The following is a 21,734-nucleotide window of genomic DNA, read 5'->3' on the forward strand; positions in this document are numbered from 1 at the left end:
TGGTTATGATTGCATCTCATTTTTTAATGTTATAAAATAAGTAAGCACTTTTTGTATATTTATAAACAACTAAACCAAACATGTATAATGAAAAAATACATCATCATATTCTTATTCTTTGCATGTACGCTATCCACTTCAGCCCAAAAACTGATTAACGATACCATTACCAGAACCGCAACAATAAAAACAACCGTTACAGGAAACGCCGTTTTATTTACGCCTGAAACACCTGCTTTACTTCAAATAGCTGGTGCACCAAAAGCGTTTTATACCCATTTCTGGGAATTTGGCGATGGCAATTATAGTACAGAACCAGCACCAAAACACATTTATAAAAAAACAGGTGACTACGAAGTAAAACTTTGGGCAACTAACAATTATGACAACGGAAAACCGCCAACCACCAGACCTAAAAAAATTGCTATTAGCAACATTTCTGAAACACCAAATGATGTAGCTTCTATGGATGAAGATTTTATTTTAAAGCGAAATAGAGAACCTGTTCCAGATGAAGAAATGGTATTAGTTGTAAGTTACAAAAACCCAAAAGAGTATGTTACCAACGGGAAACTTTACTTGTTTTATAATGAACACCAATACAAAGCTAATAATTTTGAAATTTTAGAAACCCGAACCTATCATAATGAAAAAAACATAGATACGGAAGGTTTTGCCTTTACCCGAAATATTGATGATGATGGTACGTATTTAGCAACTTCCAATACCAATTTTATCGAAACCAAAACAGTATTACAAGATTCTACCGAAAAAACCAATCTGCCTTTAACCATTGCAAACTCGAAAGCATATTATAAAAACTGGAAACTTTTAGAATTTAATAATTTACAACCAAAAGAAGAACGCAACATTTTTTTCAGTTTAAAAACAACACCTGAAATGCTTAAAGACACCAGCGCCATCATTTCGGTTCGTGGTATTTATGTGCCTGATGCTAATTACGACAACCATAAAGTAAAAGATATGGAAATGGAAATTGTTACCTCGCACGATCCAAATAAAATGTCATCAAACGGCACATTTATGAATTACCGTTTGGTGCGTTTTAAAACCTTGAAATACAAAATTAAGTTTCAAAACAATGGTGAAGGTCCTGCACGAACTATTAGGTTGGAAACTGATATTCCGGATATGTTGGATAAATCGACCTTAAAGGTTCTAGATATGTATCCTAAATGCGATATTTGCCCCAAAAAAGACGTTTTATACAGCTGTTTAGATACCACGTTTACAAAAACTCAGGCAATTTTCACTTTTAAAAATATTTACCTTCCCGGAAGTGAGCAAAAAAACGTGAAGGAATACGATTCTACTAAAGGTTTCGTAAAATACAGTATTAAATTTGCTAAAGATTTTCATAAACAAAAAACAAAAAGTAGAACTGCTATCATATTCGATAAAAACGACCCTATCATTACCAACTATTCCACCACGCGCTTTTTGCCAGGTATTTCTATTGGCGCAAAAGTTGGTGTTAATTCGTTTTCAGATTTAAATAACTCTGAAAGTTACTTTTTTGGCGCAACGCTTTCACCTTACAAATCATATCGTTTGTATTGGCAAGTGGAATTGATGAATAATTTTCATAACTACAATGCAAACACAAATGTTTCTGAAGGTTTTGTTCAAGATGCACAAGGACTTCGGTTCTTTCAGCGTACCACAAGTAGTAATTCTTTTAAAAATATAGATTGGGATGTACCTGTTTTATTGCGTTATAACCTGAATAATTACATTGGTTTAGGTGCAGGTTTACAAAACACCATATCGATTAGTGAAAAACAAGAACAATCTGTTTTAATTGAACAATTTGAAGGTGACACATCGCAAGGTCCAGTAATAAGCTCAAAAGAAGAAACCACAAGTACAACCAATTCGTTTACCAATTTAAGAACAGGTTTGTTGTTTGAAGCTACTGCAGGTTTTGCTAGAATTGGTCCAAGTTTAGGCGCACGCTATATTTTGAATTTTGAAAAAAACTTTAATTATTGGCAATTTTACGCCATTTGGAAATTCTAAGAATAGCTGCTTACTCTTATGAAAAAACTTTGTTTTATTTTCTTTTTTACCTGTGGAATTGCTTTTTCTCAAAATTTGGAAGAAGCTATTTATACCGCTGCCGAAACTTTTATAAGCACTAAAAATGAAACTTCACTAAAACTTTTAACCACACAAGAAACGACTTTTAAAAACCAAGTAAAAACCAAAGACGAACAATTAGCTTTGGTTTTTTTACAATGCCATAAAGCCTATTATTTAGATGAACATTCAAAACTAAAAGAAGCCATTTTTACTTATGAAGATGCTTTAAAACGTTTTAACAACAACGAACTTTCTAAGTTATCCGATTTTGATATTATTGAAAGTTGTTTAAAACCATTAGGCAATTTATATACCAAAACGGGCGATTACACCAATGCCGTAAGTACCATAAACCAATACATTTTTTTAGCTGAAAAAAGCAAAAACACCAAGCATCAAATAAGTGGCGCTATAAATTTGGCTAAACTATATCAAACTATTGGCAAGCACGAAACGGTTTTAAAAATTGTGGATGATGCTTTTAAATTTTCAAATAGTAACACAAATCAAAAAGCGCTGCTTCAAAGCATCAAAGCTTCTAGTTTAATCGCTTTAAATAAGTATGAAGCTGCGTCTTTTTCAAACAATTCCGTTTCAAAATTTGAAAACTTTAAAAACAATTACATCTTAGAATTTCAAAAAGGCAATTATGAAAACGCTTTAACTTCATTTAAAAAAGCCAAAGAATGTATTGCAGAAGCTAATTTTTCTAAAAGAGAATTAGCTAAATTTTATGTTGAAGAAGCGCAACTTCAATTCATTTTAAAAAACAACAACATAGCTTTAACTAGTTTGCAAAAAGCCATTAAACTATTAATACCTAATTTAAAAAATGATGGCTTACCAACTAAAACCGATTTATATGCCGAAAACACGTTTATAGATATTTTTGATTTACAAGCATCTATTGAAACCAATTCAAAAAAAGCATTGGATAGCTACAATTTAAGCTTTTATGTTTCCGAATTATTGCAAGAAAACTGGACATCGCAAGAGGCCAAAATTTTAAACGAAACCAACAACCGCATAAGGAGTGAAAATTGTATTGAATTGCTTTACAATATGTATAATCAAACCAAAAACAAAGCATTTTTGTTTGAAGCATTTCAATATTCTGAAAGCAGTAAAGTTTCCATTTTAAAATCCATCAATCAGAAAAAAAAGCGTTTACAACAACACCCAAATGATGATTTGCTACTTAAAGAATTTCAATTAATTAAAAACCAAGAACATTACACCAATTTAATTATAAGAGAACAACTTGGTAACAATCAATCACAAAAAATAAATGCTTTAAGCGAAAAACTAACTGCAATAAGTCTTGAATTAAAAGCTTTAAAACCAAATATTGAAAAAAAATATCCCGAAAGGAAAAACACCTATACTTTAGAAACTGTTCAGAAAAAATTAAACAAAGACAAAGCGGTTTTAGTAGCGTATTTCTATGGAAAAAACACTGTTTATCAATTTATTATTTCTGAAAATGACATTACTGTTAAAAGCTTCAATTTAACCAATGAAACCAAGCAAAGCATCATTAGTTTTATTCATTTGTTTGATGACGCTTCCATTATAAATAATGATATAAGTAATTATACAAATCGAGCGTTTAATATGTTTAATTTGCTGAAATTAAACACGATTTCAACCTATAAAAACGTGGTAATTATTCCTGATGGCTTGTTAAATTTTATTCCTTTTGAGGCATTACTATCATCAAAAACCAATACAACGTTGTTTGAAAAGATGCCTTTTATTATTAAAAATAAAACTATTGCGTATAATTCTAGTGTACAATTTTATTTAACTGAAAATCAAAAAAATAACAAAACCGATTTACTAGGTTTTTTCCCGGTATTTGAAAATAGCAACCAAAAACTCACCTATTCCATTGATGAGGCACATGCGATTGAGAAGGAAATGACATCAACAATTTTAATGAATGCCGAAGCTTCAAAAGAAAATTTCTTAAAGGAAGCTTCTAATTTTGGTGTTCTGCATCTATCAACACATGCCAGTAGTGGCGATTTTATAATACCTGCAAACCTATCATTTCATGATGATACTATGTTTTTAAACGAACTTTATAGTTTAGATTTAAATACAAATTTGGTGGTTTTAAGTGCTTGCGAAACGGGTATTGGCAAACTATACAAAGGTGAAGGAGCAATGAGTATTGCTCGCGGATTTCAATATGCTGGTGCAGAAAATTTGGTTTTTACACTGTGGCAAATAAACGATTTATCAACCTCGCAAATTATGCAATCGTTTTATGAAAATTACAGCGATTCGAAATCGGCTTTCTTTGCAAACCAGCAATCAAAAATCGATTATTTAAAAAATGAAACCATTAGTAACGCAAAAAAATCGCCTTATTACTGGAGTTCCTTTGTATATTATGGCAAACTTGAACCTGCAAAATCAAATAACATCCTATTTTATATAATTTTTAGCATCGCATTAGGTTTGATTGTGTTACTTTTATTTTTGAAATACAGAAAACATGACAGAAACGCTTCAAGAATTTCTCCTTAATAAAGGTTACATTCGAGTAAAGTTACGCCTTACTAAAACAAATCATTTTGAAATAAAAGCAACTTTAAATGGAATTAAAGGACGTTTTATTTTAGATACTGGCGCATCAAATTCGTGCGTTGGTTTTGAAGCTGTTGATAATTTTAATCTAAAAGTAAAGGATTCAAATATTATGGCTGCTGGTGCTGGTGCTATTAATATGGAAACAAAAATGTCCAACAAAAACAAGGTTAAAATTGGCAAATGGGAAAGTAACAAAATTGTATTGGTACTTTTTAATTTAACACATGTAAATACGGCCTTAATAAATCATAAATCCAAACCCGTTGATGGTATTATTGGTGCCGATATTTTAAAAAAATCAAACGCTGTTATTGATTATGAAAAGAAATACTTATACTTAAAATTGTAATATTTATTATATTTACCTTTAAATTAATAGCATTTAACTCCCTATAATTAATGAATACTTCTATTGTAATTGCTGATGACCATCCGCTAATGCTACGTGGTTTAACAGATTTTTTAACCTCAAAAGGATTTAATATTATTGGAAGTGCTGAAGATGGCAATACCGCATACAATCTTATAGTAAAATTAAAACCTGAAATTGCTATTCTTGATATTAGAATGCCTCATAAAACAGGTTTAGAAATTGCTGAAGATTGCAAAAAAAACAACCTACCTACTAAAATTATATTAATCACTTTTGATAAAGAAGAAGCTCTTTTTGATCAAGCAAAAGCATTTAATGTTTATGGCTACATTTTAAAGGAATTTGCAGTAGAAGAAATTGAAATATGCATAAAACATATTTTGAAAAACAAACCTTATTTTAGTGAAGAAATAGCATCTTATTTGAACCAAAATTCAAATACAAAATCTGAAAAACTTGAATTACTTACTAAAACAGAAATGAAAATTATTAAGTTAATTTCTAATGGTAATTTAAGTAACGATATTGCTGATGAACTATCAATATCTGTTCGCACAGTTGAAAAACACCGAAGCAACATACTTGCCAAATTAGAATTAGAAAACAAACCCAATTCTTTATCTATTTGGGCAAATATTAATAAACACCATTTATAAAAAATACGTAGTACTGCGTATTTTTTATATCCTTTAAACAACTTACCTTTACAGTGCTATTAATTAGTTCTTAGGGAGAATTAAAAGAAGGCTTTAAGTGTAATGCTTAAAGCTTTCTGCATTTATATACCTTGCTAAACCCAAAAATACGTAGTACTGCGTATTTTTTTTCACCTAACCAAAACTTACCTTTACACTGCTATTAATTAATTATTTTGTGAAGTTATACATGTAAACCGCTTAAGTATTAATAGTGGTTTACAATAAAATTTCATTAAACCTAAAGCAATATTATGGAAAAAGACAATAGTTTTTTGGACAAATACTTTATTATTGGACTAATCACTTTAGTTGTTATTGTAATTGCCATAAACATTTTCTATTGCTTAGCATAGCATAGCTTTTAGTTTTCAATTAAAAAGGAGCTAACATAGTTTTATGTTAGCTCCTTTTTTTTATTAGCAAAAAAAAGAGTTATAACATAAATGCCAACTCTTTTTTATATTTATTAAAAACGATTTTTTAAAGTTCTAAAGCCTTTTTAATATCGTTATTCATTAACAATTCCGTTGGATTTTCTAAAGCTTCTTTTACAGCTACTAAAAACCCAACACTTTCTTTCCCATCAATAATTCTGTGGTCGTATGAAAGTGCTACATACATAATAGGACGAATTTCAACTTTCCCGTTAACAGCTACAGGACGCTCTACAATATTATGCATTCCTAAAATTCCACTTTGTGGTGGGTTAATAATTGGCGTAGATAACATACTACCAAAAACACCTCCATTTGTAATAGTGAATGTACCACCAGTCATTTCATCAACAGTAATTTGACCATCACGAGCACGAATTGCTAAACGTTTTATTTCAGCTTCAACACCTCTAAAACTTAAGTTTTCAGCATTTCTAACTACAGGCACCATCAATCCTTTAGGTCCAGAAACTGCAATACTAATATCGCAAAAATCGTAACTAAGCATTTCGTTACCATCAATCATTGAGTTTACTGCTGGATACATTTTTAATGCTCTTACTACAGCAAGTGTAAAGAAACTCATAAACCCTAAACCAACATTATGCTTGTTTTTAAAAGTGTCTTTATATTCTTCTCTTAAAGCAAAAATTGGCGACATATCAACCTCGTTAAAGGTAGTTAACATCGCTGTTGTATTTTTCACTTCAACCAAACGTTCTGCTACTTTACGACGTAGCATAGACATTTTACTTCTTGAAGTACCTCTACTACCTCCAGTTGGCGTTCCCATAGAAGGTACTGCACTTACAGCATCTTCTTTAGTTACACGACCATCTTTTCCTGTTCCAGAAACTGATGATGCATCCATTCCTTTTTCAGCTAAAATCTTTTTAGCAGCAGGACTTGCTGTACCTGTTGCGTATGTTTTAGTTTCTGCTACAACTGGTTTTGGAGCTTCAGCTTTAGGTGCTTCTTCTTTCTTTTCTTGTTTTGGTGCTTCTGCGCCTTCAGGTTTTGAAGCGCTAGTATCAATTAAACATACTACCGCGCCAACTGCAACTGCATCACCTTCTTCAGCTTTAAGTGTAATAATTCCACTAGCTTCAGCAGGAAGTTCTAAGGTTGCTTTATCGCTATCTACTTCAGCAATAGCTTGATCTTTTTCAACATAATCGCCATCTTGAACTAACCAAGTTGCAATTTCAACTTCTTTTATCGATTCGCCTGGTGAAGGCACTTTCATTTCTAAAATCATTGTTTCGTTTTTAATTTTTTAAGAGTTTTTCAACTCAACTTATATGTTATACGATATCAAATACTTGGTCAACAACGCGTTGTTGTCTTCGTTTATCTCTAGTGCCAGATCCTGGAGCAGGAACAGAGCTGTATGGTCTTGAATTTACTTCTAGTTTTACAAAATCTAAGCGTTGTACTACATGGCTCCAAGCGCCCATGTTTTTTGGTTCTTCTTGAGCCCAAACATATTTTTTAACATTAGGATACTTCGCTATAACTTGTTTTATTTTTTCTTCATGAAGCGGGAATAACTGCTCCAATCTTATAAGTGCTATATTGTTGTTCTCTAATTTTTCACGTTGTGCTAATAAATCATAATAGAATTTACCTGTACAGAACACTAATTTAGTAACATTTTTTGGATCTAATGTATCGTCAATTACTTCTTGAAATTCGCCAGTTGCTAATTCGTTTAAAGATGAAATAGCTTTTGGATGACGCAGCAAGCTTTTAGGAGTGAATACGATTAATGGTTTTCTAAAATCGCGTTTCATTTGTCTACGCAATAAATGGAAAAAGTTTGCAGGCGTTGTACAATCGGCCACAATCATATTATCATCGGCGCATAATTGTAAATAACGTTCCATTCTTGCTGATGAGTGTTCTGAACCTTGACCTTCGTACCCATGAGGCAATAATACTACTATACCGTTTTGAGCTTTCCATTTATCTTCCGCCGCCGATAAATACTGGTCGAAAATAATTTGAGCACCATTACTAAAATCACCAAACTGTGCTTCCCAAATAGTTAGTGTATTAGGGTTTGCCATAGCGTAACCATAATCAAAACCTAAGACACCATATTCAGATAAAAAGGAATTGTAAATATCCATTTTACCTTTATTTAGTGGGTTTGTATTTAGTAAATTAATTCGGTCTTCTGAAATTTCATCACGTAATATAGCATGACGGTGGCTAAACGTACCACGTTCAACATCTTGCCCTGATATACGAATGTTGAAACCTTCTTCTAATAAACTTCCGTAAGCTAAAGTTTCAGCCATACCCCAATCTAAAGTATCAGTTTCAAAAACCATAGAAGCACGACCTTCTAAAATTCGTTCTGCTTTTCTAACAAACTTTACGCCTTCAGGAACGGTAGAAACTACTTTTGCAATGCCTTCTAAATTGTTTTTTGGATAGGTTGTATTTTCGGTTTGAAGCATTTCTTCAAGTCCTCTACGTGTAAAACCTTTCCAACGTTCTATCATAAACTCTCTTACTTTTGAAGATTTCTCTTCTTTGGATTTTTCGTAAGCAGCTTCTAAAACATTTTTAAATTCTTCAGTAATACCATCGGTGTAGGCTTGATCAATTGTTTTTTCTGCAATTAATTTATCTGAATATATTTGATATGGATTGTCGTGTTTTGCTATTTCTTTGTATAGTTTTGGCTGTGTAAAACGAGGTTCATCACCTTCATTATGACCATATTTTCTGTAACCCAATAAATCGATGTACACATCTTTTTTATAACGCATTCTATATGCCAAAGCCAATTCTACAGCATGTACCACAGCTTCAGCATCATCAGCATTTACGTGTAAAACTGGTGATAATGTTACTTTTGCAACATCGGTACAATAGGTACTTGATCGTGCATCTAAATAGTTGGTTGTAAACCCAATTTGGTTATTTACAACAATATGAAGTGTTCCACCTGTTTTATAACCATTTAGTTGACTCATTTGTGCTACTTCATACACAATACCTTGACCTGCAATGGCAGCATCACCATGCACAATAATTGGTAAAATTTTAGAAGCATCACCATCATAATCAGAATCAATTTTTGCTCTTGTAATACCTTCTGCAACAGATGCTACTGTTTCTAAATGCGATGGATTTGGCACCAAATTCATCTTAATAGTTTTTCCGTTTTGGTAGGTTTTATCTAAAGTTAAACCTAGGTGGTATTTAACGTCGCCATCAAAATCTTGTTCTTCAAAATCTTTACCATCAAACTCGCTAAAAAGTTCGTGAACTGGTTTTCTAAAAATATTAACTAAAGTGCTTAAACGACCACGATGCGCCATTCCTAAAACACACTCTTTAACGCCATATTTTTCAACAGAAATGTATAATGTATTGCTTAACGCTGGAATTAATGATTCGCCACCTTCTAAAGAAAAACGTTTTTGACCAACATATTTTGTTTGCAAAAAGTTTTCGAAAGTAACTGCTTGGTTTAATTTTGAGAGAATATATTTTTTGGTTTCCTCATCAAAATTTGGTTGATTATCGTTTACATTCAATTGGTTTTGCCACCACCCAATAACTTCTGGGTTTCGCAAGTACATGTACTCTACACCAATAGAACTACAATAAATTTTATTTAAATGAACTAGTATTTCACGTAATGTTTGTGGGCCAATACCTAAAACTTCACCTGCATTAAATACAGTATCTAAATCGTTTGCGCTAAGGCCGAAATTTTCAATAGCCAATGTAGGCTCGTAACTTCTGCGTTCGCGTACTGGGTTTGTTTTAGTAAACAAATGCCCACGCATTCTATAACCATCAATAAGCTTTACTACTTGAAACTCTTTTTGAAGTGATTCTGGCATTTGTGCTGAAACTGCAGGAACACTTTGAATAACATCTGGTTGTAATCCGCTTTCTTCACTACCAAAATCGTACCCTTGAAAAAAGGCTCTCCAACTTGGCTCTACAGAATCAGGACTTTGTAAATATTGGTCGTATAAATCAGCAAAAAACGATGTATGTGCTGCGTTTAAAAAGGAAAATTTGTCCATTATTATTTTTAATACACTTAATTTAAATCAAATTTTGGGCAAAAATACAACTTTTACCAAAATTAGATGTTTCTTTTGTTATATTTATAAACGCGCTATAACCGTTATATCAATAAGTTAATTTTTTGTGTTAATTTTTTAAAGATTTCTAATTATATGAAGACATTTTCTTTAATCATTAAAATTACAATCGTGTTTTTTGCGATTTTCTCTTGCAATACTAATCGTTTAAACGCTCAACAAAGTGATTCTACATTTTGGCGTAATGTTCGTTTTGGCGGTGGTATAGGACTAAGTTTTGGCGATGGTTTTTTTAGCGGCACTTTAGCACCAAGTGCGATTTATGAATTTAATAACCAAGTTGCATTAGGCGTTGGTTTGAACGGTACTTACAACAAACAAAAAGATTTTTACAAATCGACCATTTTAGGCGGTAGCTTAATTGGTTTATTTAGCCCTATAAACAACATACAACTATCGGCTGAATTGGAACAACTTCATGTAAACCGTTGTTTCGATAGTTCTATAAATATAGAAAACGACACGTATTGGTCGCCTGCCTTATTTGTAGGTGCTGGCTATAGAAATGGCAATGTAACTTTTGGAATAAGATACGACCTTCTGTATGATGAAAACAAAAGTGTTTATGCCGATGCTTTGACGCCTTTTGTGAGATTTTATTTTTAATTGCACATCATAAATTCTTATTCAAATTTATATTCAATTTATTAAGCGTTTTAACAACCTCAATTCTTGTTCATTTTTCATTAGAGGCAAGCTATTAAAATTTTAAAAATACTTCTTCATTTTATATAATTAAATAGTAATAATTATAAAAAGGACAAAAATATCCTTTTTATGACTTTTGTCATATAATACCCCATGTTAGTCTTTTAAATTTGCTAGACTAAATTATTAAACCTTATGAAAAAAGCATTAAAATTTTTAGCAGTATTTATAGCAACACTACTTATAAGTTGTGGTGGTAAAGAAGAAAAGAAAAAAGAGGGTTTCTCATACGAAAAACAAGCTCCTACGGAAACTGTTGAAACAACAACCGAAACTGTTCCTGCCTCAAAAAAAATAGATTTATCCAACAAAGGCATTGGCCCTGTTAAATCGGTTACTTTAAACGAAGCTATAGACCAAGCGTTGGCTACACATGGTGCTAATGTTTATAAACAAATGTGTACTGCTTGCCACAGACCTGATAAAAAATTTATTGGTCCTGCTCCTATTGGAATTTTAGAACGCAGAACACCAGAATGGGTAATGAATATGATTTTGAATCCTGACGAAATGGTTCAAAACGATCCTTTAGCTAAAGAACTTCTTATTGAATTTAATGGCTCACCTATGGCTAACCAAAACTTAACAGAAGCTGATACTAGAGCTGTATTAGAATACTTTAGAACATTAAAATAACAACTATGAAATCTATAAATTTAATATTTACCGCTTTATTATTTATAGCATCCACGTCTTGTAAAAACGAAACAAAAGAAGCTACAAGCACTTTAGAAACCACCACTAAAGCTAATGAAAAAACAGGTCAAGCATTTATAAGTGATGATGAAAGCAAACCAACTGTTTTAAGCATTGCCATAAACTCTAAAGACCATACAACTTTAGTAGCCGCAGTACAAGCCGCCCAATTAGAAAATGCTTTAGTAAATGCAGGACCTTTAATGGTTTTTGCGCCAACTAATGAAGCGTTTGCAGCCTTACCAGCTGGAACCGTTGAAAATTTATTAAAACCTGAAAACAAAGATGCCTTAGCTAACATTTTAAAATACCATGTTACACCTGGTAATTATTCAAAAGAATTTTTAAAGAAATTTAAAAAATTAGGACAGGCTAACAACGGTTATGTAACTATAGAAGTTGTAGATGGTGAACCTTTAATTGGAGGTGCCAAAATTATAGCTAGCATTCCTGCGGGCAATGGTATTGTGCATGTAATTGACAAAGTTTTATTACCACCAACAGAATAATACACGACTAACTAAATTATAAAAAAATGAAAAAATTATTAAAATTAACATTGGCACTTTTAAGTGTTTTTACAGCCTTTACAAGTTGTAATAACTCAGAAAAAAAATCTGGAGCTTTAGCTGGCAATGTTGCTGAAAAAGTTTACGTTGCACCTGGACAACACGATGAATTTTACGCCTTTATCTCTGGTGGTTTTAGCGGACAGCTTTCTGTTTACGGACTACCATCAGGCAGATTATTTAAAGTAATACCAGTATTTTCTCAAGATCCAGAAAAAGCATACGGCTACAACGAAGAAACCAAACCTATGCTAAATACATCACATGGTTTTGTGCCTTGGGATGATGCACATCACCCTGATATTTCGCAAACCGCAGGTGTTATAGATGGCAGATGGGTGTTTATTAACGGAAATAACACACCACGTATTGCGAAAATAGATTTATCTACATTTGAAACTACCGAAATTATTGAAATTCCTAATAGTGCCGGAAACCACAGCTCTTCATTTGTAACAGAAAATACCGAGTATGTGGTAGCTGGAACTCGATTTTCAGTACCTATTCCTCAAAAAGACATGCCTATAAAAGATTATAAAGGCAATTTTAAAGGCTCATTATCTTTTATATCGGTAGACAAAGAGCATGGCAATATGGATATCAAATTCCAAATAATTATGCCTGGTTTTGATTATGATTTATCGCATCCTGGACGCGGAAAATCACATGGCTGGTTTTTTTTCACAACATATAATACTGAAGAAGCTAGTACGCTTTTAGAAGTAAATGCGTCACAAAACGACAAAGACTTTATTGCAGCTGTTAACTGGAAAAAAATAGAGGAATACGTAAACAACGGTGGTGGCACCATGATGCCAGCAAATTACGCGCATAATGTGTATGATGAAACAACACATACTGCAACTTCAACCATGAAAAAAGAAGTTCGCATAGTAAATCCATTAGATGTTCCTGGTGCTGTTTATTTATTACCTACTCCAAAATCACCTCATGGTTGCGATGTAGACCCAACTGGCGAATACATTGTTGGTAATGGTAAATTATCAGCTAACCTAACCGTACATTCTTTCACTAAAATGCTAAAAGCTATTGAAAACAAAAAATTTGCTGGTGATGCATATGGTATTCCAATTTTAAACTTTGAAGATGTTTTAGCTGGTTCTGTAGTGCAACCTGGTTTAGGTCCATTACATACAGAATTTGATGGAAAAGGAAATGCTTACACAACGTTCTTTATTTCATCGGAAGTTGTAAAATGGAAATTAGGCACTTGGGAAGTACTTGACAGACAACCTTGTTACTACTCTGTAGGTCATTTAATGATTCCTGGAGGAAATTCAGCAAAACCTTTTGGAAAATATGTGGTAGCCATGAACAAAATCACCAAAGACCGTTATTTACCAACTGGTCCAGAGGTAACACAATCCGCACAATTATATGATATTTCTGGAGATAAAATGGAACTATTATTAGATTTTCCTACCATTGGCGAACCACATTACGCCGCTGGTTGTCCTGCTGATTTAATAAAACCGCGTTCAAAAAAGATTTTCAATTTAAAAGACAACAAACACCCTTATGCTGCAAAAAGTGAAGCTGAAACTAAAGTTGTTAGAAATGGAAATATTGTTCATGTAAACATGACCATGATACGAAGTCATTTTTCACCAGATAATATTGAAGGCATAAAAGTTGGTGATAAAGTATATTTCCACGTAACAAATTTAGAGCAAGATTATGATGTACCTCACGGAATTAGTATGATTGGAGCTAATACCTCTGAACTACTAATAATGCCAGGACAAACAGAAACCTTCCTTTGGGAACCAAAACAAGTTGGTGTTTGGCCATTTTATTGTACCGATTTCTGCTCAGCATTACATCAAGAAATGCAAGGTTATGTACGTGTATCGGCCTCAAATGCTTCTACACCTTTAAAATGGTCGCTTGGTGAAGATATTGAATAATTAAAAAAAGGGAAATTTTGTTTTAGTGTTTATTTCCCTATTAAGGCGAGGGTTGCATTTCGCTCTCGCCTTTGTTTTTAAAACGCTATAACTAAATCATTTTCTCATGAAAAAGTCAAAAATAATTATGCTAATTGCGGCTTTATTGCCACTAGGACTTTTCTTTTTTCCTCTTTGGAAAATAACATTAGAAGCACCACAATACCCAACGCCACTGGGCATGTATATTCACATTAATGATTTTTCTGATGCTAATCCCTTCGATATTAAAAACATCAATTTAATGAACCATTATGTTGGCATGAAATACATTCCAGATGCGATTCCAGAATTCAAAATTTTTCCCATTGGTATTCTTATTACGTCGTCTATTGGCTTACTTATAGGTTTTTTTGGTAATTACAAATGGTTTTTAGCTTGGTTTATTTTAATGGTTGTTGTAAGTGCAGCAGGTATGTACGATTTTTATTTATGGGAACATGATTATGGGCATAATTTAGATCCTAAAGCCATTTTAAAATTCACAAATCCAGATGGTACACAAATGGGTTTTCAACCACCTATGTTGGGTTCAAAAGATATTTTAAACTTTAAAGCTCATTCCTATCCACGTTTGGGTGCGCTATTTTTATTCTTAGGCATTGTAACTTCTTTTGTTGCATTCATTGTTGGAAAAAAACAAACTAAAAAATAGATTTTATGTAAAAGTTACAAAACAAATCCACTAAAAAAACACTAAAGACATGCAAACACTAAAATACGTTTCTATTATCATATTGCTGCCATTATTATCTGGTTGCAATACATCACCACAACCAATAAACTACGGAATAGATGGTTGCCATTATTGCAAAATGACCATTGTAGATAAGGTACACGCTGCAGAAATTGTTACTAAAAAAGGCAAAGCGTATAAATTTGACGCAACAGAATGTATGGTTCATTTTTTAGATGAATTTAACACCAATGATATTAAACTTTACCTATCAAATAACTATATAGAACCAACTGTGTTTATTGATGCTACAAAAGCAACATTTCTAATTTCTGAAAATATCCCAAGTCCAATGGGTGCTTTTTTATCAGCTTTTAAAACTAAAGAAGATGCTGTAAAAATTCAAACCAAAAAGGGTGGAAATTTATATTCTTGGGAAACACTACTAGCACATTTAAAAAACTAGTACCATGAACAAAATAAGGGTTTTTATATTAGTCATTTTAATGGCCTGTAGTAGTTATGCTCAAAAAATTGAAGTGTGCAAAAACTGCACAACCTCAACTTTAAAAAAAGCCATAGCTATTGCTAAAGATTTTGATACCATTATAGTAAAAAAAGGCACATACAAAGAACATGATATCCTAATAAATAAACCCTTAACAATTATCGGGAAAAACTACCCAGTAATTGATGGTGAATTAAAAGGAGAAATAATAACAGTTATTGCAAATAACGTATCGGTTGATGGACTTTTTATAGTAAATGTTGGCACCAGCTACACACAAGATTATGCTGCGATTAGAGTAAAAAGAAGCAAACATTTCACTATTAAAAACTTAGTTTTAGAAAAATTATTCTTTGGCATTTATATTGAAAAATCAAGTTATGGGAACGTATATCATAACAAAATAATAGGTGATGCTGTTCAAGAATACAACTCTGGCAATGGCATTCAACTATGGTACAGCAACCATATTAATATTGAACACAATTATGTTGAACATGTGCGCGATGGTATTTATCTTGAATTTTCTGATGATTGTATTATTAAAAACAATGTAAGTGCCGAAAACTTACGGTATGGTTTACACTTTATGTTTTCGCACAGAGATGTGTATCGTGATAACACCTTTGAAAACAATGGCGCAGGTGTAGCTGTTATGTTTTCAAAAAACATAAAAATGTTGAATAACACTTTTAAAGAAAATTGGGGAACAGCTTCATACGGCATGCTTTTAAAAGAAATAAATGATGCTGAAATTACAGGAAACACATTTAAAGAAAACACTGTAGGTATTAATATTGAAGGCTCAAACCGAGTAACTTACAAAAACAACAATTTCATTAATAATGGTTGGGCTATTAAAGTACGAGGTGCATGCTATACCAATAGTTTTTTAGAGAATAATTTCTTGTATAATTCTTTTGATGTATCGTATAACAGTAACGTGAACGATAATATTTTCAACAAAAATTATTGGAGCAACTACACAGGTTATGATTTGGACAAAAATGGTATTGGCGATGTACCATATAGGCCCGTAAAACTGTTTTCTTACATCGTTAACAAAACGCCAGAAACTATCATTTTAATGCGAAGCTTGTTTATAGACATTATTGATTTTTCAGAAAAAGTATCACCTGTTTTCACACCAAATAATTTATTAGACCACCAACCTTCAATAAAAAAAATAACATGGTAAGTATTCAAAATTTACATAAAGCTTTTGGCAAAAACCAAGTATTAAGTGGTGTTGATTTAGCTATAAAAGAAGGTGGAATTTTTGCTGTTTTAGGTCCAAATGGTTCTGGAAAAACAACGTTAATCAAATCTATTTTAGGTATGGTTGTTCCAAATAAAGGTACTATTTCCATCAACAATCAAAACATAAAAAACAATTCAAATTATAGGTGTCAAATAGATTATTTACCACAAATAGCCAATTTTCCAAATAATTTAAAGGTGAAAGAATTAATTAAAATGATTAAGGATTTACGTGGAAAAACCAATGAAGATGAACACTTAATTGAATTATTTAAACTCCAACCATTTTTAGATAAAAAATTAGGAACACTTTCTGGCGGAACGAAACAAAAAGTGAATTTGGTACTAACCTTCATGTTTAATAGTCCGTTAATTATTCTTGACGAACCAACTTCTGGTTTAGATCCTATTTCACTTATTCGATTGAAAGATTTAATTCAAACCGAAAAAGCCAAAGGAAAAACTATTTTAATAACCTCACATATTATGAGTTTTGTTGAAGAAGTTTCAGATGAAATTGTTTTTCTACTAGAAGGAAAAATTTACTTTAAAGGCAGTATTTCAGAATTAAAAACAAAAACAAATCAACCCGATTTTGAACATGCCATTGCATCAATTTTAACCGAAAATCATGCTTAAAATATTAAAATATAGTTTTTACGATTTAATGCGAAGCCGCTGGAGTTACGTGTATTTTGCATTCTATTTATTACTGGGTGTTGTGTTGTTATTTTTAAATAACGATTTATCAAAAGCTGTTATTACCTTAATGAACATCATCATCATTCTTGTGCCTTTAATAGGAACTATTTTTGGTGTGATGTACTATTACAATTCTAAAGAATTTACCGAATTATTATTGGCACAACCACTTAAACGCTCATCAATATTTTTAGGTCAATATTTGGGCGTAGCTTTATCCTTATCTATGAGTTTAATTTTAGGTTTAGGTTTACCTTTTGTGTTTTACGGATTATTTAAAAGTGCTGCCATTTGGGATTTTTCTCTGCTACTTATTACTGGCATTTTTTTAACCCTAATATTCACAGCTTTGGCTTTTAATATTGCACTTTCAAACGAAAATAAAATTAAAGGCTTTGGCTATGCTATTTTAATGTGGCTATTTTTAGGTATTATTTACGACGGCATCTTTTTAATGTCGCTAATCTTGTTCGAAGATTATCCGTTGGATAAAGTCTCATTAATTGGCACCATACTAAATCCTATAGATTTATCAAGAACACTCATTCTTTTAAAGTTAGATATTTCGGCATTATTGGGTTATACTGGTGCTGTTTTTAAACAATTTTTTGGAACAGTATTAGGACTTATCATATCCTTTATAGCCTTATTATTATGGGTGGTTTTTCCTGTATTAAGCATCCTATTAAAATCAAAAAAGAAAGATTTTTAATCATTATGAATTTTGATATTTATCATAACAAAAACGAAAATTTATACTTAATTTCGCCGCATGATTTCAGCAATAGCTAATAAAATAACAGCATTTGTATTAGTTTTTATATTATTTGCACATAATATAAATACGCTTGCTATTATTGGCGATTTTATTGTTAATCAAGAGTTTATTGCAAAAACCTTGTGTATTCAAAAAGAAAACCAACAAGGTTGTAATGGTAAATGTCAATTAATGAAAGAATTAAAAGATAGTGAACCAGACTCAAAAAGTACCATTCCTGTTAAAGAAACCAGACGCTTTTCATTAGATGCCTTTTGTTTTTTTAATATTAAAAACCCTGAAAGTAATTCCTTTTTTAGTAAAAAATCTCATTCTAATATAAATGTGTATTCTACAAATATCGTAACTGCCTATTTCGATATTGATACGCCACCTCCTATTTCTTGCTGATTTTCAAATCGTTAAATTTTGAAAGCGTTCCTATTATTAATTTTTAGGAACACTATCTCCTATTGTTTAATATTAAAAAATCAACATGAAACTAAAAAATTTAGTATTCGTACTATGCATGTCTTTTGCTGTTTTATCATGTACAACCGAAGACAACGAAACAGAAATAAATGAAGTTGAAGGACTTACAATGGTTCAAGAACTATCAAACAACACACATACAATCGAACTTTTCAATGCAAATGGCAAATTTTTAACTGGTTACAATGCCATAAGCATTCGTCTGAAAGACAAGGTTTCAAACACCTATATTGAAAACGCTTCTATTACATGGAATCCGGTAATGCAAATGCCTACAATGCAACATTCTTGCCCAAAATCTACTATCATAAAAGCTAAAGGAAAAACAACGGTTTATGATGGTTTTATTATTTACCAAATGGCAAATTTAGATGGCACTGGTTGGTCGCTAACTGTAAACTATACCATTAATGATGTTGCATATTCTGTAACAGACACCATTACTGTAATGCAAGCAGAAAACCAAAATGTTACCACTTTTACCGGCAGTGATAGTAAACGCTATATTATAGCTTTAATTGACCCAAAAGCACCAAAAATAGCCATAAACAAACTAAAAGTTGGCTTATTTAAAATGGAAACCATGATGTCTTTTCCTGTGGTTGAAAACTACACTATAACATTAGACCCAAGAATGCCTAGTATGGGAAATCACAGTTCGCCAAACAATACCAATTTAACATATAATAGTGAAGACACAATGTATCATGGCGATTTATCATTAACCATGACGGGCTATTGGGTACTTAATTTAAAGTTACTTAATGCTCAAAATGAAGTTTTAAAAGGTGAAGCTGTAACTGCCGAAAACATACAAAGTTCGTTGTATTTAGAACTTGAATTTTAGGTTCTTTTTTATTCATAACAAACACATTAATTCAGTAATTTTTAATGTGTTTGTTCTAAAATTTTTAAAATGAAAAAGCTTATTATACTATGTGTTACCTTGCTTTTTTCAACATTATTATTGGCTCAAGAAGAAAGTAATATAACAAAAAAAGACACCACAAAGCTAGACGAAATAACACTTGTTAGTAGGCGTAGTTTAAGTAATTATAGGCAAGAAAAAACCTTATCTAGCATTGATAATTATTTAGAAAAAACCAATAAAATTACCATGATAAAGCGTGGTAATTATGCGTGGGAAGCGTCTATGAATAATATGAATAGCGACAGGTTATCTATCACTATTGATGGCATGCAAATTTTTGGTGCTTGCACCGATAAAATGGATCCAATAACATCGTATGTAGATGTCTCGAATTTAGAAAAAGTAAATGTTGGTTCTGGTCAATCTGGCTCAGAAAACGGACATTGCGTTGGCGGTGGCATCGATTTACAATTACCAACATCAACATTCAATAATAGCGGTTTAAAAACAGCTATCGATTTGGGTTATGAAACCAATGGCAATTACAAAACTACTGGTTTGGATATGGAATATGCTGCCAATAATTTCTACTTAAACGCCGATGGTATTTATAGAAAATCTGATAATTATAAGGCTGGCGGTAATAACGAAGTATTGTATTCTCAATTTGAAAAATATAATATCTCGCTACAAAGTGGCTACAAACTAAATACTAACCAGTCTTTAAACGCCAACGTTATTTATGATAAAGCCAGCAATATTGGTTACCCTGCACTTACTATGGACGTGTTGCTTGCCGAAGCATTAATTAGCTCATTATCTCATAATTATACTAATGATGCAACTTTTATTAAAGCCTTAGAAACTAAAATTTACTTTAATACCATTACCCATATTATGGACGATTCCAAACGTCCTGATGTGCCAATTCGTATGGATATGCCTGGTTGGAGCGATACGTATGGGTTTTATAGTAAGGCTACCATTAAACAAAATAAACATAACATATTGTTTAATTTTAATGGCTTTTACAACAAATCTTTGGCAGAAATGACCATGTACCCTAACAACCCAAACGAACCCGCAATGTTTATGTACACATGGCCAGATATTAGAACACTTTATTCTGGCGTTTATATAAAAGACGCGTTTTTTTTAAATGCTTTTGAAATACTATCAGCTTCGTTAAGAATGGGTTACCATAAAAACAAAATTGCTAAAGAAGTTGGTTTGGAAAGCTTACAAATTTTTTATCCAGAAATTAACGATTCAAAAAGCAGATTTTTAACCAGTTTTTCAGCAGATTATCAATTTAAAAAGAACGTATTTGAAACTACTTTTGGTGTAGGCTATGGTGAACGCGCACCAACTGTAAGTGAAGGTTATGGGTTTTTCTTGTACAATAGTTTTGATAATTTCGATTATATAGGAAACCCAACTTTAAATACCGAAAAAGCTATTGAAGCTAATTTTAAAGTTAATTATCATAAAAATGATTTTCAAGTAGGTATTGAATCATCCTATTTTTACATTTCAAATTATATTATTGGTGAAATTGATACATCTTTAAGCCCAATGACCATTGGTTCTAATGGTGTAAAAGTTTACAATGCTTTAAAACAGGCAACCATTTTTGATGTGTATTTAAACGCTTCATATCAACTTTCAAAACCCTTCTCTTTTAACGGAAGCTTAGGTTACAACTACGGAAAAGGCAGCAATAATGAAGCCTTGCCTTTTATAAAACCAATATCGTATCTAGCTGAATTGAATTACAAAACCACTAATTTTAACGCAGCAATTCAACTTGAAGGTAATGGCAACCAAAGTAACTATGGTAGTTTTTATGGTGAAGATAAAACACCTCAATATGCTATTTTAAACTTAAACCTTGGTAATTTATTTTACATAAAAAGCTACAAAACAATACTAAAATACGGTGTAGAAAATATTTTAGACACAAACTATTCTACCTATGCAGATTGGAATAATATACCCAGACAAGGGCGTAATTTCTACATAAACCTATCCTTTAGTATGCCATAAATACAAAACCTTTTTTTCTCCAAATTATAAAACCCATTACCAAACACATTATAAAAGTTTAGTAATGGGTTTTTTCGTTTATGATAAAAGTCATGTACTTTAAAAATCACAACGCCTATTTTTGTTTAAGCACAAATATT

General features: G+C 31.8%; 18 protein-coding genes. 16 read left to right on the top strand and 2 right to left on the bottom strand.

Annotated elements, in window-relative coordinates:
* Window positions 1-87 precede the first annotated feature (87 nt).
* Genes ACFQ1R_RS04645 through ACFQ1R_RS04660 form a run of 4 tightly spaced genes read left to right on the top strand, consistent with a single transcriptional unit; the run spans window position 88 to window position 5,730 of the window.
* A complete protein-coding gene (locus tag ACFQ1R_RS04645) occupies window positions 88-2,040 on the top strand; it encodes a PKD domain-containing protein (RefSeq protein WP_379924939.1) in 1,953 nt (650 codons plus the stop codon).
* Window positions 2,041-2,058: 18 nt separating this feature from the next.
* The gene (locus ACFQ1R_RS04650) at window positions 2,059-4,638 is read left to right on the top strand and encodes a CHAT domain-containing protein (protein ID WP_379924940.1); all 2,580 of its coding nucleotides are present in this window, start codon (window positions 2,059-2,061) and stop codon (window positions 4,636-4,638) included.
* A complete protein-coding gene (locus tag ACFQ1R_RS04655; RefSeq protein WP_379924941.1) occupies window positions 4,607-5,050 on the top strand; it encodes a retropepsin-like aspartic protease family protein in 444 nt (147 codons plus the stop codon). The genes ACFQ1R_RS04650 and ACFQ1R_RS04655 overlap by 32 nt, the downstream gene beginning before the upstream one ends.
* 50 nt (window positions 5,051-5,100) lie before the next feature.
* On the top strand, window positions 5,101-5,730 hold the full coding sequence (locus ACFQ1R_RS04660; RefSeq protein ID WP_379924942.1) for a response regulator: 630 nt from the start codon (window positions 5,101-5,103) through the stop codon (window positions 5,728-5,730).
* Window positions 5,731-6,252: 522 nt separating this feature from the next.
* On the opposite strand, the gene odhB is transcribed toward ACFQ1R_RS04660, so the two are convergent.
* Together odhB and ACFQ1R_RS04670 are read right to left on the bottom strand one after the other, a co-directional pair.
* Window positions 6,253-7,464, bottom strand: a complete 1,212-nt coding sequence (gene odhB / locus ACFQ1R_RS04665; protein WP_379924943.1) for a 2-oxoglutarate dehydrogenase complex dihydrolipoyllysine-residue succinyltransferase — start codon at window positions 7,462-7,464, stop codon at window positions 6,253-6,255.
* Window positions 7,465-7,510: 46 nt separating this feature from the next.
* Window positions 7,511-10,261 carry a 2-oxoglutarate dehydrogenase E1 component gene (locus ACFQ1R_RS04670; RefSeq protein WP_379924944.1) on the bottom strand — a complete coding sequence of 917 codons (2,751 nt, stop codon included), beginning with the start codon at window positions 10,259-10,261 and terminating at the stop codon, window positions 7,511-7,513.
* Between the two features lie 156 nt (window positions 10,262-10,417).
* Between ACFQ1R_RS04670 and ACFQ1R_RS04675 the strand changes: the two genes are divergently transcribed.
* The 12 genes from ACFQ1R_RS04675 (at window position 10,418) to ACFQ1R_RS04730 (ending at window position 21,594) form a co-directional block, all read left to right on the top strand.
* Window positions 10,418-10,948 (top strand): alpha-ketoglutarate decarboxylase, encoded by a 531-nt coding sequence (locus tag ACFQ1R_RS04675; protein ID WP_379924945.1) that lies wholly within the window; start codon window positions 10,418-10,420, stop codon window positions 10,946-10,948.
* A 237-nt stretch (window positions 10,949-11,185) separates the two neighbouring features.
* Window positions 11,186-11,686, top strand: coding sequence for a c-type cytochrome (locus ACFQ1R_RS04680; protein WP_379924946.1), 501 nt, complete (start codon window positions 11,186-11,188; stop codon window positions 11,684-11,686).
* A gap of 5 nt (window positions 11,687-11,691) precedes the next feature.
* Complete coding sequence (locus tag ACFQ1R_RS04685; protein ID WP_379924947.1) at window positions 11,692-12,255, top strand: fasciclin domain-containing protein; 564 nt, start codon at window positions 11,692-11,694, stop codon at window positions 12,253-12,255.
* A gap of 26 nt (window positions 12,256-12,281) precedes the next feature.
* Window positions 12,282-14,243 carry a Sec-dependent nitrous-oxide reductase gene (nosZ, locus tag ACFQ1R_RS04690; RefSeq protein WP_379924948.1) on the top strand — a complete coding sequence of 654 codons (1,962 nt, stop codon included), beginning with the start codon at window positions 12,282-12,284 and terminating at the stop codon, window positions 14,241-14,243.
* 106 nt (window positions 14,244-14,349) lie between these two features.
* Window positions 14,350-14,937 carry a hypothetical protein gene (locus ACFQ1R_RS04695; protein ID WP_379924949.1) on the top strand — a complete coding sequence of 196 codons (588 nt, stop codon included), beginning with the start codon at window positions 14,350-14,352 and terminating at the stop codon, window positions 14,935-14,937.
* A 49-nt stretch (window positions 14,938-14,986) separates the two neighbouring features.
* A complete protein-coding gene (locus ACFQ1R_RS04700) occupies window positions 14,987-15,424 on the top strand; it encodes a nitrous oxide reductase accessory protein NosL (RefSeq protein ID WP_379924950.1) in 438 nt (145 codons plus the stop codon).
* A 4-nt stretch (window positions 15,425-15,428) separates the two neighbouring features.
* Window positions 15,429-16,664, top strand: coding sequence for a nitrous oxide reductase family maturation protein NosD (locus ACFQ1R_RS04705; protein ID WP_379924951.1), 1,236 nt, complete (start codon window positions 15,429-15,431; stop codon window positions 16,662-16,664).
* On the top strand, window positions 16,658-17,365 hold the full coding sequence (locus tag ACFQ1R_RS04710) for an ABC transporter ATP-binding protein (protein WP_379924952.1): 708 nt from the start codon (window positions 16,658-16,660) through the stop codon (window positions 17,363-17,365). Before ACFQ1R_RS04705 ends, ACFQ1R_RS04710 begins: the two co-directional genes overlap by 7 nt.
* A complete protein-coding gene (locus ACFQ1R_RS04715; protein WP_379924953.1) occupies window positions 17,358-18,140 on the top strand; it encodes an ABC transporter permease in 783 nt (260 codons plus the stop codon). The genes ACFQ1R_RS04710 and ACFQ1R_RS04715 overlap by 8 nt, the downstream gene beginning before the upstream one ends.
* Window positions 18,141-18,200: 60 nt before the next feature.
* Window positions 18,201-18,596, top strand: coding sequence for a hypothetical protein (locus ACFQ1R_RS04720; protein ID WP_379924954.1), 396 nt, complete (start codon window positions 18,201-18,203; stop codon window positions 18,594-18,596).
* An 85-nt stretch (window positions 18,597-18,681) separates the two neighbouring features.
* Entirely contained in the window at window positions 18,682-19,524 is an 843-nt protein-coding gene (locus ACFQ1R_RS04725) for a hypothetical protein (protein WP_379924955.1), read from the top strand.
* Window positions 19,525-19,593: 69 nt separating this feature from the next.
* Window positions 19,594-21,594, top strand: a complete 2,001-nt coding sequence (locus ACFQ1R_RS04730; protein WP_379924956.1) for a TonB-dependent receptor — start codon at window positions 19,594-19,596, stop codon at window positions 21,592-21,594.
* Window positions 21,595-21,734: the final 140 nt, after the last annotated feature.

Source organism: Mariniflexile jejuense (assembly GCF_042675665.1).
In the GTDB taxonomy this organism is placed as follows: Bacteria; Bacteroidota; Bacteroidia; order Flavobacteriales; family Flavobacteriaceae; genus Mariniflexile; species Mariniflexile jejuense.